The sequence below is a fragment of the Pseudoalteromonas mucoides genome (assembly GCF_049257175.1).
Lineage (GTDB): Bacteria > Pseudomonadota > Gammaproteobacteria > Enterobacterales > Alteromonadaceae > Pseudoalteromonas.
The window spans coordinates 1-15,408 of record NZ_JBMMUC010000030.1 but is presented as its reverse complement, the minus strand read 5'-3'; the positions used below and the strand labels follow the sequence as shown (position 1 = coordinate 15,408).

Sequence of the window (15,408 nt, the reverse complement as noted above, 5' to 3'; positions counted from 1 at the left end):
ACCATTAAGTTTTTTACCGGATTGAAGTGCCTTAACTGCATCTTCGAAGTTGAATTGATTTGTCATGTGTCATTCCTGTTTTTATCAGTTTACTGAAATGACACAGATTTTTGAACACTACCCTTAATACACAAAAAAGGCGAAAGTTACCTTTCGCCTTGTCACCGTTGAGCTTAAAAATTAATAGTTGCTATTAACTTTTTGTTACTTCATCTGCTTTTTTATCGCCACGTTTACCTTTTTTATGGCCTTTATCTTTCATTTTTTTAGCAAAATGTTTTTTCATTTTACTATATTTTTCACGTTGTTCAGCATTCAAAATTTGCCAAACTGTATGTTCCATTTTAAGTTTTTGCATAGCAAATTTCTCGGCTTTGGCTTCGCGTGAGTCAATCAGCTCTTGCGCTGCATTTTCATCAAATGTTGACTTAGCTAATAGCACGTCCATTTTTGCTTTAAATGCTTCACGCTCAGCTTTACGAGTTTCTTTATCAGCGCGCATCGCTTTCATTTGCTCTTTTTGAGCATCAAAGGCCGCTTTTAACTGAGTTTGCTGTGCTTGCGTTAAATCTAGTTTGTCAGCACCACGCTCAGAAAGTAAAAAGCGTGCTTCATGCATACCTTTACCATGATGCATGCCGCCTTTAGCCATGGCCACGCCGGTACCAAGCGTTGCTGTTGCTAATCCACAAATTAATACTAGTTTAGTTAGTTTACGTGTGATCATAATCATTACCTCTTGGTTGGGGATCTTATTCACTTGGCTATTGCCTTAGCGAGTAAGTTAACTATAACAACTGCAATGCAAAGCAACGCAAATGAGTGTAAAGGTTATGTAAAGATTACCATTTATACACTTTACTGGGTAAAATAAAGGTATTGCAGCATAGCGAGGTCGGCTAAATGAAACTATTAATGATTGATGATGATACAGGGTTATGTGAACTCCTGAGTGAGTATCTTACAGCACAAGGCTATATCGTTGAATGTGTTCACGACGGAGAGCAAGGACTAAAAAAAGCATTTGAGCATGACTATGCACTGATCTTACTTGATGTCATGTTACCCAAGCTTGATGGCTTCGAAGTACTCAAACAATTAAGACAGAAAAAGTTAACCCCGGTTATTATGCTGACTGCTAAAGGTGAAGATTTTGATCGCATTTTTGGTTTAGAGCTTGGTGCTGATGATTATATTCCAAAGCCCTTTAATCACCGAGAACTGCTAGCACGTGTAAAAGCCATTACCCGGCGCATTGAACATATCGCAAGCCTGAGTAACACCAGCTCAAATAAGCTCACTGTAAACAATATCATTATTAACTTAGCAGCTCGCCAAGCCTATGTGGATAACAACGAGCTTAGTTTAACGGGTACAGAGTATGAAGTACTTGCTTTATTGGTAAAAAATGCAGGCGAAGTAGTAAGTAAAGAACAAATCAGCGAAGAAGTACTAGGGAGACGCCTAGCCTCTTTTGATCGCTCAATAGATATGCACGTGAGTAATATTCGTAAAAAAATCGCAGAATATAATAATTCTGAGCGAATTAAAACCATGCGAGGAACAGGCTATGTCTTTATCCGCGGAGAGTAAAAATACTCGCTTAGCTTGGTTAAAGCACCCTAAGGATTTTCTATTTTTTAAAATCTTTATCTGGTTTTGGCTAACTGTCATCGGCACGATAACCTCTTTAGTGTTTTTAAGTAATATTGCTACGAACCAAGTAAGCAATGAAGAATTACGTGGCCCGATGAAAAAAAACCTCGAATATACCGCTAAAAGTATCGAGCGCACTGCCATCAAGCATGATAAAACCGCGGCTGAACTTCTTAATCACCCTCGATTAGCTAAGCGAAAATTACTGTATTTAAATTCAGATCAAGCAGAGCATTCGCTTACAAGTCGTGTACCTGAAGAAAATATAGACTTAAACATACTTAACTTTACTAAAAGTATGCCCCCCCAGATAATCTTCGCTGAAAACTTTCAAGCATTCGGGCCTATAATGGTAAACCTACCTGAAGGTCGTTTTTACCTTTATGAAATCGATGAAAACCATCAAGCGCCGTTTTTAATCCGTTTAAAATTGATGCCTATTTGGCTTAAAACTATTATTGCCCTGATTGCTTCATTAGCACTGAGTTTTATATTTAGCCGTAACTTAATTGCGCCAATCAACCATTTAAAGCAAGCGGCAATTAAGCTCTCTAAAGGTGATTTAACAGCTCGTGCTAATATCAATGAGAATAGACAAGATGAACTAGGGATTTTAGGCCGTGACTTCAATAGTATGGCAAGTCAAATCGAGCAACTAATTACAGCGCAAAAGCGTTTACTGGCCGATATTTCTCATGAATTACGTTCACCTTTAACACGTTTAAAAATGGCAACCGGTCTTGCTCAAATGCAAGCCGCTGATGAAAATCAAGCTTACCTTGATAGAATAGAAAAAGAAGCAAATCAACTAGATAAAATGATTGCTGACGTACTACAAGTGTCACGCTTAGAAGCAAAAAGCCAAACTCTGTCACTGCACAAGCAATCGATGCAGGTCATTGTTGATCACGTTTTAAATGACGCACAGTTTGAGGCCAAGCAAAGCAATAAAACATTACACGTAGAAGGCCAACTCAAGCTTGATATATATTGTGATGAAAGCTTAATTGCCAGTGCTCTTGAAAACGTATTACGTAATGCTATTAAATACGCACAGCACACCATAACAATTAAACTTGACGTAAAAGACGCTATTTATATTGAGATTAACGATGATGGTCCAGGTGTTGAGCCAGAGAACTTAACCCGACTCTGCGAACCTTTTTTTAGGCAGTCAGATGCCAGAGACAGAACCAGTGGTGGTACAGGCTTAGGGCTAGCCATTGCTAAAAACGCCATTACAGCGCATTCAGGTAGCTTAACATTGCATAACCAACTCAATAGTGGCCTCAGCGTAAAAATTGTTTTACCTACTAAAAAGCAACATTAATTATGTTTTATAGCTCAGAGCAAACTCTACATGATCAACAACAGTTTATTGCACGTTTTTTTTCGGAACATGTAACTAAGCAGCACTTAACAACAGCCAATGGTGATTTATATTATGGTTTTGCGATTCCTGAGCATGCGCATACCGCCGTTGTTATAAGCTCTGGTCGCATTGAAGGGCTTGATAAATATCAAGAACTACTGTGGGAGTTATATAAAAATAACTATGCCGTGTTTATTGTTGATCATCAAGGTCAGGGCCGCTCCTATCGCGCTTTAGCAAATCCACACAAAGGGTTTGTTAATCAGTTTAGTGACTATGCTCAAGACCTAAGTTTATTTGATAGCAAAATAGTTAAACAATATTGGCAGGGTAAAAAAGTCATGCTTGGTCATTCTATGGGCGGAGCAATTGCATTTGATTATCTGGCCCGGTTTGAAAATAGCTACAGCGGTGTGTTTTTATCAGCGCCTATGTTTGATATTTACACCAAAGGCACCCCAAAGCCACTGGCCAAATTAGCGGCAAGACTTGCCTGTTTACTAGGTTTAAATAAACTGTATGCGTTTGGTCAAGGTGACTATAAACCTGAAGAGTTTGGGCTAAATGTATTAACTGGCAGCGAAATTCGTTATCAATTATTTAGAAAAACATATCACCAAGAACCCAGTATTCAACTAGGTGGTGTCACCTATGGTTGGCTCAATGCAGCATTTAAATTTATTCATGAGATAGATAATTTAACGCTGTCAGTCCCTATGTTTATTGCCAGTGCCCAACTTGATACTGTAGTAGATAATCAAGCCCAACATGATATTACTCATAAACAAAAAACAGCAATTTTAGAAACCTTTAGCGGCGCAAAACATGAATTACTGTTTGAACAAGACAAAATTCGCAAGGCCGTGCTAACCCGCTTTTATGAGTTTTGCGGCTCACTAACTTGAGGTTGACTCAGGGAAAGCGGATCTTGGTGGATCAAAATATCCATTTCACAGTCAAATTGTGATTTGATCATAGCCACTACCTCGTCTGCCACGTAGTGCGCTCTAATAAGCGGCAAAGTGTCTTCAAGCTCTAAGTGCATTTGTATAAACTTTACTTTGCCCCCTTGGCGAGTACGGACATCATGAACACCAAATACATCAGCATGGCTGTTTGCAATCTCAACTATCTGACTTTTTTCTTCGTCTGGTAATTCTTTATCCATTAAATGATCGGCACTTTGACGAGCAATATCCCAACTGTTGTAAAGTAAGTAGCCCGCTACACCAATTGCAAAGAGTGGATCAGCATACTGCACCCCATTTTGAGCTAATAATATAGCCACCAGCACAGCAGCATTAAGAATTATATCGCCTTTATAATGTACTGAATCGGCTTTAATCGCTATAGATTCGGTATGATTGACAACCTTTGTCTGTACAAATACCACTACGAGCGTACAAGCAATCGCAAAAATGCTCACCCATACACCTAACATTGAGTGACTTAAAACCACAGGATTAAATACTCTTTCAATACCATGAAACGCGAGTAAGCAGCCAGAACCGGCAATAAATGCAGCTTGACCAAGTCCAGCTAAGGCCTCTGCTTTGCCATGACCAAAACGGTGATCGTCATCAGCGGGTCTAAGAGCATAACCTAATACTAAAAAACTCATCGCAGAGGCTGTTATATCCATTAATGAATCTGTCAGAGAACCCAGCATAGATGCTGAGCCAGACGCTAACCATGCCCAGCATTTAGCTGCAATCATTAGGCTCACCATAACCATGGTTACCGCACTGGCGGTTTTTACCCAAAACTCATAACTGCGATGATGCACTTTTTTACCTATACGTAAGCAACTCTTATAAACAGAGTATATCATTTTTTTAAAATGTTTAGTGTATACTCATACGAGTAAAAAATTAGCTTATAATAAGGCACCTTCATGCTCGACATCGTTTTATACCAACCTGAAATTCCACCAAATACCGGGAATATCATCCGTTTATGTGCTAATACCGGATTCTCACTTCATCTTATAGAGCCCCTAGGGTTTGAGTGGGACGATAAACGAGTCAAAAGAGCGGGCCTTGATTACCACGAATTTAGCAACGTACAACGCCATGCTTCATTTGAAGCCTACCTTGAAAAGTGCCAACCTAAAAAAGTATATGCATGCACCACTAAAGGCAGCCAATTTCATCATCAAGCTAGCTATGAAGAAGGCGATTGCCTAGTGTTCGGCCCTGAAACACGTGGACTGCCAGATGAGTTAATTCAATCATTACCTAATGAACAACGAGTGCGTATTCCAATGCAAGCCAATAGCCGAAGCATGAACTTATCTAATGCTGTTGCCGTGTTTGTCTATGAGTCATGGCGTCAATTAGGCTTTCCTAACGCTCAATAAAGTAGCAAGAACTTACTTTAGCGCCTCCGAATGGCGCTAATATATTATTTTAACTGCAACGGTACCACTTTAATTAATTTCATATTCTCTTATTCGCTATAACGCATTTCCTAAACTAATATCAGGGGGTTGTTCTTTTTCATTTACTGATGGTATTTAATGCGCTCACTTTTGTTGATCAGTTGCTTATGTTCCGTACTTTTTAGTGCCTCTTTAATGGCAAGTCCAGACGCATCTGAAAACACCACTTTTAGTTCCTCTTCTACCAACAATTCGTTTTATCAAAACAATTATAAGTTCAGCCTTATTTTTGATAATTCAACAACAATTGCAACCAAAGTAGCTGCCAGCATTAAAACGAACTCCCCTGCAAAAACAAATAATTTCAACTCGGCTTATTTCCCCCTTCCCATAATTCAATATTTACTAATTGGTTTAGTCTTTCTGGTAATTATTTTATTAATTGTTTATAGATTAAAAAGCAATGCTAAACAGGATTTGGCAACTGCATTAATGGCACAGTCAAAAGATGCTATCTGGATTGCTGATGAAAACTTTGAGATCACCAATGTCAACCACGCATTTACCACAATCAGTGGTTATAAACTCAAAGATGTTATTGCCAAAAAACCTAAAGCCTTAACTCAGCAAGGGCGAGACAAAAAGCTCGAAAGTCTTATTTACGATGGACTTGAAAGCGATGGTTATTGGTCTGGTGAGATCTGGAATCTACGTAAGGATGGCCAACCCTATGCACTTGATTTATCAATTACCAAAGTAACCACATCTCACTTACGTAAAGACAAAACACAATACATAGGTTTATTTTCAGATGTGACCGCGCGTAAAAATAATGAACGTGCCATGCTCAAGCTCACAATTAAAGACGCTGTTACAGGGCTCTCTAACCGGGCTATATTTATTGAGTCAGTAAATAAAGCGATTGAAAGCTGCAATAACAAATACCCAAGTTTAATGATCCTATTTATTGATCTAGATAACTTTAACAAGATAAATGACTCCCTTGGTCATTCCACTGGTGATGAGCTACTCAAAGAGGTTGGCAGGCGGCTAACAACCAATTTAGACTCTGGCTATACCATAGCCCGCCTAGGTGGCGATGAGTTTGCCGTGCTAATACCGCCCTACCTATATTCTGATAAAACAATATTCTATGCAAAAAAACAAGCTGACAAAATACTAAAACAATTTCAAATTCCATTTATGCTTAACGGTGTTGAAAGTTATATTTCAGCATGTTGTGGTATCGCGGCTTATCCAGAGAATGGATACTCCAGCGAAGCAATTATGCGCAGTGCCACCAGCGCACTTAACCATGCTAAAAAATTAGGCCACAATAATTATCAGTTTTTTGATGAGGCTAAACACACCATAGACCCTAACGAGTTAAGTAAAGAGAGCGCCCTTTTTCATGCGATTGCTAACAATAATTTTGAATTATTTTACCAAGCAAAGTTTAATACTGAACAAGATAAGCTACACGGCTTTGAAGCTTTAGTACGTTGGCCGCAAGCTGACGGTAGCATAATCAGCCCAGTCGAGTTTATACCTTTAGCTGAGCAAAATGGTGCGATCATCCCGCTAACAGCCTTACTAATGAAGCAACTATTTAAACAATTAGAGACATGGCGCGCTGAGAAGATTAATTTTGGTAAAGTTGCTATGAATATATCCGCATTGCATTTTCAACAAACTAGTTTAGTTGAAATACTCACAGAGTGTTTAGCTACATTTGACGTACCTGCTCGCTGTATAGAGCTTGAGATAACCGAAAGTGCCATGATGGATAACCCTGAATTTGCACAACAACAAATGAATAGAATTAAAGCTCTCGGCTTTACCATAGCGCTTGATGATTTTGGCACTGGGCATTCATCATTAGGTTATTTAAAACGCTTTTCGATAGATACTCTAAAGATAGACCGCTCGTTTATCCAAGACATAACCGACAGTGAACAAGATAGAAATATCACCGCGACAATTATTCGCTTAGCTAAATACTTGCATATTGATGTAGTGGCAGAAGGAGTAGAAACTAAATCACAAGCCTATATGTTGCATGTTATGGGCTGTAGCATTATGCAAGGCTATTACTATAGCCGCCCACTTCGCGCTGAAAAGGTGCCTTCATTTATCACTAAAAGTAACCTAATAAAAACCACGAATTCTTTGCATAGCTAATAAAAAAGCGCAGCTTAAAAACTGCGCTTTTTTATAAATCATTAAAACGCACTATTCAGATTTTTGCTCACGACCCAGTAATGCCATGGCAGCTTCTTTCACGTCTTTGCTTTCATAAAGAACTTGGTATATTTGCTCTGTAATAGGCATCTCAATACCCGTACGCTGAGCCAGTAAATACACTTCTTTAGTATTACGATAGCCTTCAACAACCTGACCTATTGACTCAATGGCCGCTTCAACCCCTTCACCTTTACCAAGCGCTAAGCCAAAGCGACGATTACGAGATTGGTTATCTGTACAAGTGAGTATTAAATCACCAAGACCCGCCATGCCCATAAATGTTTCTGACTTTGCGCCAAGGGCACAGCCTAAACGACATAGCTCAGCCAAACCGCGGGTGATCAATGCTGTACGGGCGTTAGCACCAAAACCAAACCCATCAGACATACCTGCGCCAATTGCGATAACATTTTTAACCGCACCACCGAGTTGAATACCAATAAAATCATTATTGTTATACACCCTAAATGAACGGCCACAATGCAACAAATCAGCTAACTGCTTAGCAAATAAAGTCGAAGTTGAAGACACTGAAATAGCCGTAGGTAATCCAACAGCCATCTCTTTAGCAAAAGTCGGCCCAGACACTACAGCCAAAGGCACATCATCACCCAGCTCTTGTTGAGCAACTTCTTGAAGTAATCGTCCAGTATCAGGTTCCAAGCCTTTGGTCGCCCATGCAACTTGTGCACCTTCACGTAGAGATGGCTTAATTTGACTTAGCGTATCACCGAATGCGTGACTCGGCACGACCACCAATATAATTTGGCTATCGTTAACCGCGGTATGTAAATCTGCTTCAAGAAGTAAAGAGTCAGGGAAAGTGACATCGGGTAAGTAACGTTGATTCTTCCGCTCAGCTGCAAGCGTGGCAACGTCGTCGCTATTGCGCCCCCAAAGCGTCACTTTGTGACCATTGCGGGCTAAACAAATAGCAAGGGCGGTGCCATAAGACCCCGCCCCTAATACAGTAACAGCTGAATTTGCTGTACTCATAAATTATGCGTCTGCTGTTGCCTGATCAGTTTGCGCTGCACGTTGCTGCATGTATTGAGCAAACAATGCATCAAAGTTTACTGGCGCAAGGTTAAGTTGTGGGAATGTACCACGATTAACTAAGTTAGAAACGGCTTCACGTGCATATGGGAATAATACGTTAGGGCAAAAAGCACCTAGCATATGTGCAAGTTGAACTTCTTCAACTTCAGCGATCGTAAAGATACCCGCTTGTTGAATTTCACATAAAAATGCAGTTTCTTCGCCAATCGACGCAGTCACAGTTAGCGCTAAAACAACTTCAAATACACCTTCATCTAATTTGTTAGAGCGAGTATCAAGATCAAGTTTAACTTCAGGTGTCCATTCTTTTTGGAAAATAGCCGGTGAATTTGGCGTTTCGAAAGATACATCTTTAGTGTAAATACGTTGAATAGTAAATTGTGCGCCAGCGTCTTGTGCTGCTACGTTTTGGTTTTCTTCGTTCATTGTAATTCCTAACTTTAATCGTTTTTATAATAAATTCGTTAACAGGCTTTTAAGCGTTTAGCTTAGCATCAAGTTTACCTTGTGCTTCAATTGCCATCATGTCGTCACAACCGCCGATATGCTCATCATTAATAAAGATTTGCGGTACTGTGCTCGCACCACCTGCTTTTGCAATCATTTCGTCACGCAGTTCAGGCTGTACACCAATATCAATATTTTTAAATTGCACACCTTTGCTTTCAAGCAGTGCCAAGGCACGTTGACAAAAAGGGCAATACGCTTTGGTGTATAGAACAACATTACTCATAATAAATCCTCTATCGGCTAGCTTAGTCTAATTAGCGGCCGGTTGTCGTAGGTAGGCCAGCACTTTGCCAAGCGCCCATACCACCAGATAAAACATAAACTGACTCAAAACCTGCTTTGTGCATTGCTGTTGCAATACCTGAAGCTGTCATGCCCGTCGTACATACTAGTATAATGGGTTTGCTCTTAGACTTTTCAAGGCTTGAGAAGTCAGATTGTTTCGCTTTTTCTGGGTTGAGGTGTTCAGCCCCTGCAATACGGCCGTTGTTAAATTCTTTTTGTGCACGTATATCAACAACTAAGCCATCTTCACGGTTGATTAATAACGTTAACTGCTGCGGATTTATTTGGCGAATTGCTGAAAATTTACTTTTAAACCAACCACCGACAATTAGCGCAACTAACGCTACCCAAGCCAAACTTAAAATCGGATGATTACCGATAAATTCAATATATTGATCCATGCGTCTTCCACTATGAAAATTGTCCCGCGCGTTGAGCGCTGGGGTTAAAACATTGGGGCTAGCCCCTAGCCACGCAAGTATACGTGCTTGCTGAAAAATTACCAGAGAGTGAAATATATTAATATCGCGCTTTTTGAATGCTGATCCACAAGCAAAAACACGGTATGCTAACAATCCAACAGGTGGTAATTTTCAGGAGCTAAAATGACACAGCATAAAAAACCTCTCGTATTAATGATTTTGGATGGGTGGGGATACCGTGAAGATGAGCAAAGTAATGCAGTCTTAGCAGCTAACACTCCCGTATTAGATGAACTTTGGGCAACACGCCCTCACACATTAATTTCAGGCTCTGGTTTAGATGTTGGTCTTCCTGATGGTCAAATGGGTAACTCAGAAGTAGGCCATGTTAACTTAGGTGCAGGGCGTATTGTCTATCAAGACTTCACTCGCATTACTAAATCAATTGATGATGGTGAATTTGAGCACAACCCAACCCTGGTTGAAAATATAGATAAAGCCGTTAACGCGGGTAAAGCAGTTCACCTAATGGGACTTTTAAGCCCAGGCGGTGTACACAGCCACGAAGATCACATTGTTGCCGCGATTGAAATGGCCGCTAAACGTGGTGCAAAAGAAGTGTACTTTCATGCCTTTTTAGATGGCCGTGATACCCCACCACGCAGTGCTCAAGCATCAATTGAACGTATTGAAGCATTATTTAATGAGCTTAACTGTGGCCGCTTAGCCTCAATTGTTGGTCGCTATTATGCAATGGACCGTGACAACCGCTGGAACCGTGTAGAACAAGCATATGACTTAATGGTCAGCGGCATCGCACAACATACCTACACGAATGGTGTTGACGCATTAGCAGCCGCTTATGAACGCGACGAAAACGATGAATTCGTCGCCGCCACAGCCATTGCCGCTGATGGCCAACCAGCTGCTCAAATCAATGACGGTGATACAGTGATCTTTTTAAACTTTAGAGCTGACCGTGCCCGCGAGATGACTCGCGCATTTGTAGATGCCGATTTTGATGGATTTAGTAAAAAGAAAGCCCCTCAATTAAGTGGCTTTGTGATGCTTACTGAATACGCTGCTGATATAGATGCTCCAGCTGCATTTGCTCCTGAGCCATTAGTTAATGTACTTGGCGAATGGTTTGAAAAACACAACAAAACGCAGCTGCGCATTTCTGAAACAGAAAAATACGCACATGTGACTTTCTTCTTCAGTGGTGGCCGTGAAGATGAATTTGCAGGCGAAACCCGCGAGCTAATCCCATCGCCTCAAGTTGCTACCTATGATTTACAACCTGAAATGAACTCTGAAATGCTCACCGACAAACTTGTGGCAGCAATTAAGAGTGGACAATACGACGCCATCATTTGTAATTACCCAAATGGTGATATGGTTGGTCACTCTGGTGTATTTGAAGCTGCCGTAAAAGCATGTGAAGCCGTTGATCATTGTATTGGTCGCGTTGTAGCTGCTTTAGAAGAGTTTGGCGGAGAAGCACTGATCACTGCCGATCATGGTAATGCAGAGCAAATGGCGAATCCTTCTACCGGCCAAGCACATACCGCACATACAAGCGAGCCAGTCCCCTTTATTTACGTAGGTCGCAACGCAACACCAACTGATGGCAAGGCACTTAGTGATGTAGCCCCCACCATGTTACACCTGATGGGCATGGAACAGCCTAGCGAAATGACTGGCACACCTATCATGACATTGAAATAAACCATGATAAAAAGTATTAACCAGTTAATTGGTAGTCTGTTAATGCTTACTTCATTCGTTGTTGCTCCAGCAATAGCGAATGAAGACCGTACTAAAAAAGACTTATCACAGATACAGAGCGCATTAAAGCAAAGTGAAGCTGAGCTCGCAGCCCAACGCAAAGATATCGCTAAACTGCAAAAAACCTTGCAACAGCATGAACTCGATATCGCCAAAAATGCTAAAGCACTCAATATCGCCAAGCAATCAATCAAAAAGACCGAAAAACAACAAGCACAACAGCAGCAACAAGCAAATACACTAAAGCAACAACAAAAACAGCGGCAACGAGCGCTTGCGGCACAATTAAAAAGTGCCTATATGTCAGGTGGACATGACTACTCAAAAATGCTGCTTAATCAGCAAGACACCGCCCAAGTAGAACGTACATTAAGTTATTACAATTACTTAAATAAAGCCCGTATAGAACAAATTGAAGAACTAAAAGCCCTACTAGTAGAAATAGAAGCCGTACAGCTTGAACTTGAAAAAACCAAGCAGCATTTAGTGGCTTTACATCAAGAACAAGCAAACCGACACCAAGCATTAGTTGATGCGCAAAAGCAGCGTAAAACCAATATTAAGCAACTAAAAGCAAAATTAAACTCAACCGAAAACTCTATTAATTATTTAAAAGAAAACGAAAAAACACTTGTAACCACGCTACAAGAACTGGAAAAAGAAAAGACTCAAAAAGTAGAGTTACTTGGCCTAAATGCCAGTAAAGGAAAATTAAACTGGCCAACAAAAGGCAAACTTGCCCACAAATTTGGCCAACGTAAACACGGTGGTATAGATTGGAAAGGCGTACTTATTAGCGCCAATGAAGGCAGCCAAGTTAGTAGCGTTCATAACGGTCAAGTTGTTTACGCTGATTGGCTTAAAGGGTATGGCTGGGTCATTGTTGTTGATCACGGTGAAGGGTTTATGAGCCTTTATGGGCATACACAAACCTTACTCAAAGACGTTGGCGATATGGTTCGCCAAGGCGATGTTATTGCATTAGTAGGACAAAGCGGCGGACAAGCTAATTCTGGTCTATACTTTGAAATACGCCAAAAAGGACGCGCAGTAAATCCTGTTAAATGGTGCAGACGACTTTAATTGATTAAACACAGCTGCACCCCATGGGGAGCAGCTGATGCCAACAACAAAAGCCAGCACTTTTAAACCGCAGCACAACGTGATTAGCTGCAAACTTTTTGCTTACCTACTCTTGGTGAGCGCCTTTATATGCCTAAGCTTTAATAGCTTAGCCGTCACATCGATTAGCGACCTTAAAAGCCAGCAGAAGCACGAAATCCTTTATAATATTCATGCCTATTATGTTGAAGATTTACCACTGCAAAGCAGCTTTGATGATCAACAACAATTCGAAACCCTTTTAAAAAACCTTGACCCTTATTCAAAGTTTTTAGATGAAAGCGAACTCGATGCTCTTTTTAATAGCACCAATGGCCGGTACACCGGATTAGGTATTGAAGTGCAAGAACTAGATGAACATATCATTATCATCAATGCGTTAAAAAACTCACCGGCATACCATGCTGGCATTCAAAAAAATGATATTCTATTAGCCATTAACAACCACCCTGTTAGCAATAAAAAAATCAGCCAAGTGGCAAAAATGATCCAAAAAAGTGAATCAACCACGATTCATTTAAGTATTCAAAGAGACAATTCAAAAACCCCACTGGACTTTGCAGTAACCCGCAAAGAGATAAACCTCGAAAGTGTAACCAGCTCACTTTATGATTTTGGTATTGGCTATATGGCTATTGATAGCTTCACCAACCATACGTTACATGACGTTTCACGCCAATTAGCAAAGTTAAAAAGTAATAATGGCGGAGTATTAACGGGGCTCGTTTTAGATTTACGCGACAACCCTGGCGGCACATTACAAAGCGCTGTTGCTGTGTCTGATCTATTTTTACAAAGCGGTACTATTGTCACCACTAAAGGGCGTTTTTATGATGCTAACCAGCACTTTGAAGCCAGTAAAGGCGATGTACTTAACGGCTCACCAATTGTGGTATTAATCAATGAAAACTCAGCCTCTGCGGCCGAAATATTAGCTGCAGCCTTAAAAGATAATAATCGAGCAACACTGGTAGGTAACAAATCATTTGGTAAAGGTTCTGTGCAATCGCTCATTCCATTAGGTAATGGCAATACCGCATTAAAGCTGACCACAGCAAAGTACTTTTCACCATCAGGAAAATCCATAGACGGCGTAGGAGTTGATCCGGATGTGGCGATTAATCAATCAACTCTTTCACAAATAGATAAAGTCGCTATAATAAAAACTGAACAAGGAAAAGGTGATCAAGCATGGCAAGATAACAGCCAGACTGATCAACAGTTATTAAAAGCAAAGCAGTTACTCTCAATGAAATAACCTTTGCTGCTAACAGACAATAAAAATTATAAATGTGAAAAAACTAATTTGGCTATTAATAGCTATTTGCTCCTTGCCCGCAATGGGACAAGCAAAGCAAATAGCGATTGTGATTGATGATATTGGTAATCATCAGCGCGACTTAGAAACCTTGAATCTTCCTGGTAAAATTTCGTATTCGATTTTGCCACATACCCCCTTTTCGCAAATTTTTGCCAAACTGGCTAGTCAGTCCAACAAAGAGTTATTACTGCACGTGCCTATGCAAGCCATAGATAATAGTAAAGCTCTAGGGCCTGGCGCACTAACAAGCGATATGGATAAAGAACAACTACAACATACTCTTTACAGTGCACTGGCGAGCCTCCCCCAAGTTAAAGGGGTCAACAATCATATGGGCTCAGCTTTAACACAAAAAAGCCAACCCATGAAATGGACCATGGAAGTACTCAAACAACGTGGCTTATACTTTTTAGATAGCCGCACCACCAGTTTGAGCCAAGCGCAAAACGCAGCAAATTTATATGGGGTAGAAAATGTTGGCCGCCATGTGTTTTTAGACAACATCATCAACGAACAACAACTGCAATTTAGATTTGATGAACTAAAACACAAAGCCCAGCGCTATAATTTCGCCATTGCCATCGCACACCCCTACCCTGAAACCATAGAGTTTTTATCACGTAAACTCCCCGAGCTAGAACAGCAAGGCTTTGAGCTCGTGCCGCTATCGCAGCTAGTAGAGCGAAAGTACATACAGCTAGCACAGGCAGAGCATAAAGGGGTAAGTGCGAGGTAAGCGGTAAAGTTACAAGGGGAAAGGGACTAGGTGCTAAATATCTTGCCTTTTGTGGGTATAGGCTTTAGCCGTGATTGTGTTTTAGGCTTAGAATATGTGTTAAAGCCAATCGGCGCTAAAGCGCTCTCCTACGATTGTAAAAGAGCTATGTATTCATAGCTCTTTGCCCATGCCTTTCCTCATTTACTCTCTTTTACTTCTCTTTGTGCAAATAGGTTTTAAGTTATTTATTCACAAAGAGGTTATGAGACGCTGCGCTTAAGAGTGTAGGTACAAAGAAGATACTAGGAGTTAGGGGTAAAATATATATTTTTGTTTTCTCATTCCCGCTCATTATCTTCTCTTTGTGCAAAAATATGTTTAAATGATTTATTCACAAAGAGGTTATGATGTTGTGGTCAACTAATTCCGGACAGTGAATTAAGTTTATCTTCTGCTACAGCAGGAGCAACCATTTGATTATGGCTATGCGGCCTGCGCCAGTTATAGTAATTCATCAAATAATAGCTAATA

The 15,408-nt window shown here is 40.4% G+C and carries 15 protein-coding genes; 9 read left to right on the top strand and 6 right to left on the bottom strand.

Going from position 1 to position 15,408, the window contains the following annotated elements; all coding sequences use genetic code 11:
* Positions 1 to 193: 193 nt before the first annotated feature.
* Entirely contained in the window at positions 194 to 727 is a 534-nt protein-coding gene (locus tag AAEU30_RS21255) for a Spy/CpxP family protein refolding chaperone (protein WP_421962272.1), read from the bottom strand.
* Between the two features lie 176 nt (positions 728 to 903).
* On the opposite strand from AAEU30_RS21255, the gene AAEU30_RS21250 reads away from it, so the two are divergent.
* The 3 genes from AAEU30_RS21250 to AAEU30_RS21240 are packed head-to-tail and all read left to right on the top strand — an operon-like array spanning position 904 to position 3,933.
* Positions 904 to 1,593: a response regulator gene (locus AAEU30_RS21250; protein WP_421962271.1), complete on the top strand. Its 690-nt coding sequence runs from the start codon at positions 904 to 906 to the stop codon at positions 1,591 to 1,593.
* Complete coding sequence (locus AAEU30_RS21245; protein ID WP_421962270.1) at positions 1,571 to 2,986, top strand: ATP-binding protein; 1,416 nt, start codon at positions 1,571 to 1,573, stop codon at positions 2,984 to 2,986. Before AAEU30_RS21250 ends, AAEU30_RS21245 begins: the two co-directional genes overlap by 23 nt.
* Positions 2,987 to 2,988: 2 nt before the next feature.
* The gene (locus AAEU30_RS21240; protein ID WP_421962269.1) at positions 2,989 to 3,933 is read left to right on the top strand and encodes an alpha/beta fold hydrolase; all 945 of its coding nucleotides are present in this window, start codon (positions 2,989 to 2,991) and stop codon (positions 3,931 to 3,933) included.
* On the opposite strand, the gene AAEU30_RS21235 is transcribed toward AAEU30_RS21240, so the two are convergent.
* Positions 3,906 to 4,814: a cation diffusion facilitator family transporter gene (locus tag AAEU30_RS21235; protein ID WP_421962268.1), complete on the bottom strand. Its 909-nt coding sequence runs from the start codon at positions 4,812 to 4,814 to the stop codon at positions 3,906 to 3,908. The two genes, AAEU30_RS21240 and AAEU30_RS21235, sit on opposite strands and share 28 nt — an antisense overlap.
* Positions 4,815 to 4,922: 108 nt before the next feature.
* On the opposite strand from AAEU30_RS21235, the gene trmL reads away from it, so the two are divergent.
* Entirely contained in the window at positions 4,923 to 5,387 is a 465-nt protein-coding gene (gene trmL, locus AAEU30_RS21230; RefSeq protein ID WP_421962267.1) for a tRNA (uridine(34)/cytosine(34)/5-carboxymethylaminomethyluridine(34)-2'-O)-methyltransferase TrmL, read from the top strand.
* A gap of 216 nt (positions 5,388 to 5,603) precedes the next feature.
* Positions 5,604 to 7,589 (top strand): putative bifunctional diguanylate cyclase/phosphodiesterase, encoded by a 1,986-nt coding sequence (locus AAEU30_RS21225; RefSeq protein ID WP_421962266.1) that lies wholly within the window; start codon positions 5,604 to 5,606, stop codon positions 7,587 to 7,589.
* Positions 7,590 to 7,640: 51 nt separating this feature from the next.
* On the opposite strand, the gene gpsA is transcribed toward AAEU30_RS21225, so the two are convergent.
* Genes gpsA through AAEU30_RS21205 form a run of 4 tightly spaced genes read right to left on the bottom strand, consistent with a single transcriptional unit; the run spans position 7,641 to position 9,907 of the window.
* Positions 7,641 to 8,648, bottom strand: coding sequence for an NAD(P)H-dependent glycerol-3-phosphate dehydrogenase (gene gpsA, locus AAEU30_RS21220; RefSeq protein ID WP_421962265.1), 1,008 nt, complete (start codon positions 8,646 to 8,648; stop codon positions 7,641 to 7,643).
* A 3-nt stretch (positions 8,649 to 8,651) separates the two neighbouring features.
* Positions 8,652 to 9,137: a protein-export chaperone SecB gene (gene secB / locus AAEU30_RS21215; protein WP_087534386.1), complete on the bottom strand. Its 486-nt coding sequence runs from the start codon at positions 9,135 to 9,137 to the stop codon at positions 8,652 to 8,654.
* 49 nt (positions 9,138 to 9,186) lie between these two features.
* On the bottom strand, positions 9,187 to 9,444 hold the full coding sequence (grxC, locus tag AAEU30_RS21210; RefSeq protein WP_087534387.1) for a glutaredoxin 3: 258 nt from the start codon (positions 9,442 to 9,444) through the stop codon (positions 9,187 to 9,189).
* 31 nt (positions 9,445 to 9,475) lie between these two features.
* Positions 9,476 to 9,907, bottom strand: a complete 432-nt coding sequence (locus tag AAEU30_RS21205) for a rhodanese-like domain-containing protein (protein ID WP_256828739.1) — start codon at positions 9,905 to 9,907, stop codon at positions 9,476 to 9,478.
* Positions 9,908 to 10,111: 204 nt separating this feature from the next.
* Here AAEU30_RS21205 and gpmM point away from each other — a divergent pair, with 204 nt between their 5' ends.
* The 4 genes from gpmM (at position 10,112) to AAEU30_RS21185 (ending at position 14,895) form a co-directional block, all read left to right on the top strand.
* Complete coding sequence (gene gpmM / locus AAEU30_RS21200) at positions 10,112 to 11,656, top strand: 2,3-bisphosphoglycerate-independent phosphoglycerate mutase (RefSeq protein WP_421962264.1); 1,545 nt, start codon at positions 10,112 to 10,114, stop codon at positions 11,654 to 11,656.
* Positions 11,657 to 11,659: 3 nt separating this feature from the next.
* Positions 11,660 to 12,799 (top strand): murein hydrolase activator EnvC family protein, encoded by a 1,140-nt coding sequence (locus AAEU30_RS21195; RefSeq protein WP_421962263.1) that lies wholly within the window; start codon positions 11,660 to 11,662, stop codon positions 12,797 to 12,799.
* Between the two features lie 37 nt (positions 12,800 to 12,836).
* The gene (locus tag AAEU30_RS21190) at positions 12,837 to 14,096 is read left to right on the top strand and encodes a S41 family peptidase (protein ID WP_421962262.1); all 1,260 of its coding nucleotides are present in this window, start codon (positions 12,837 to 12,839) and stop codon (positions 14,094 to 14,096) included.
* Between the two features lie 82 nt (positions 14,097 to 14,178).
* Positions 14,179 to 14,895, top strand: a complete 717-nt coding sequence (locus AAEU30_RS21185; protein ID WP_421962273.1) for a divergent polysaccharide deacetylase family protein — start codon at positions 14,179 to 14,181, stop codon at positions 14,893 to 14,895.
* Positions 14,896 to 15,408 lie beyond the last annotated feature (513 nt).

Bases quoted from the DNA above. Each gene is read 5' to 3' on its own strand.
- AAEU30_RS21205 (WP_256828739.1), bottom strand. From the start codon at position 9,907: ATGGATCAATATATTGAATTTATCGGTAATCATCCGATTTTAAGTTTG.
- AAEU30_RS21250 (WP_421962271.1), top strand. From the start codon at position 904: ATGAAACTATTAATGATTGATGATGATACAGGGTTATGTGAACTCCTG.
- AAEU30_RS21240 (WP_421962269.1), top strand. From the start codon at position 2,989: ATGTTTTATAGCTCAGAGCAAACTCTACATGATCAACAACAGTTTATT.
- AAEU30_RS21185 (WP_421962273.1), top strand. From the start codon at position 14,179: ATGGGACAAGCAAAGCAAATAGCGATTGTGATTGATGATATTGGTAAT.
- gpsA (WP_421962265.1), bottom strand. From the start codon at position 8,648: ATGAGTACAGCAAATTCAGCTGTTACTGTATTAGGGGCGGGGTCTTAT.
- AAEU30_RS21225 (WP_421962266.1), top strand. From the start codon at position 5,604: ATGGCAAGTCCAGACGCATCTGAAAACACCACTTTTAGTTCCTCTTCT.
- AAEU30_RS21190 (WP_421962262.1), top strand. From the start codon at position 12,837: ATGCCAACAACAAAAGCCAGCACTTTTAAACCGCAGCACAACGTGATT.
- secB (WP_087534386.1), bottom strand. From the start codon at position 9,137: ATGAACGAAGAAAACCAAAACGTAGCAGCACAAGACGCTGGCGCACAA.
- AAEU30_RS21255 (WP_421962272.1), bottom strand. From the start codon at position 727: ATGATCACACGTAAACTAACTAAACTAGTATTAATTTGTGGATTAGCA.
- AAEU30_RS21245 (WP_421962270.1), top strand. From the start codon at position 1,571: ATGTCTTTATCCGCGGAGAGTAAAAATACTCGCTTAGCTTGGTTAAAG.
- grxC (WP_087534387.1), bottom strand. From the start codon at position 9,444: ATGAGTAATGTTGTTCTATACACCAAAGCGTATTGCCCTTTTTGTCAA.
- AAEU30_RS21195 (WP_421962263.1), top strand. From the start codon at position 11,660: ATGATAAAAAGTATTAACCAGTTAATTGGTAGTCTGTTAATGCTTACT.
- gpmM (WP_421962264.1), top strand. From the start codon at position 10,112: ATGACACAGCATAAAAAACCTCTCGTATTAATGATTTTGGATGGGTGG.
- trmL (WP_421962267.1), top strand. From the start codon at position 4,923: ATGCTCGACATCGTTTTATACCAACCTGAAATTCCACCAAATACCGGG.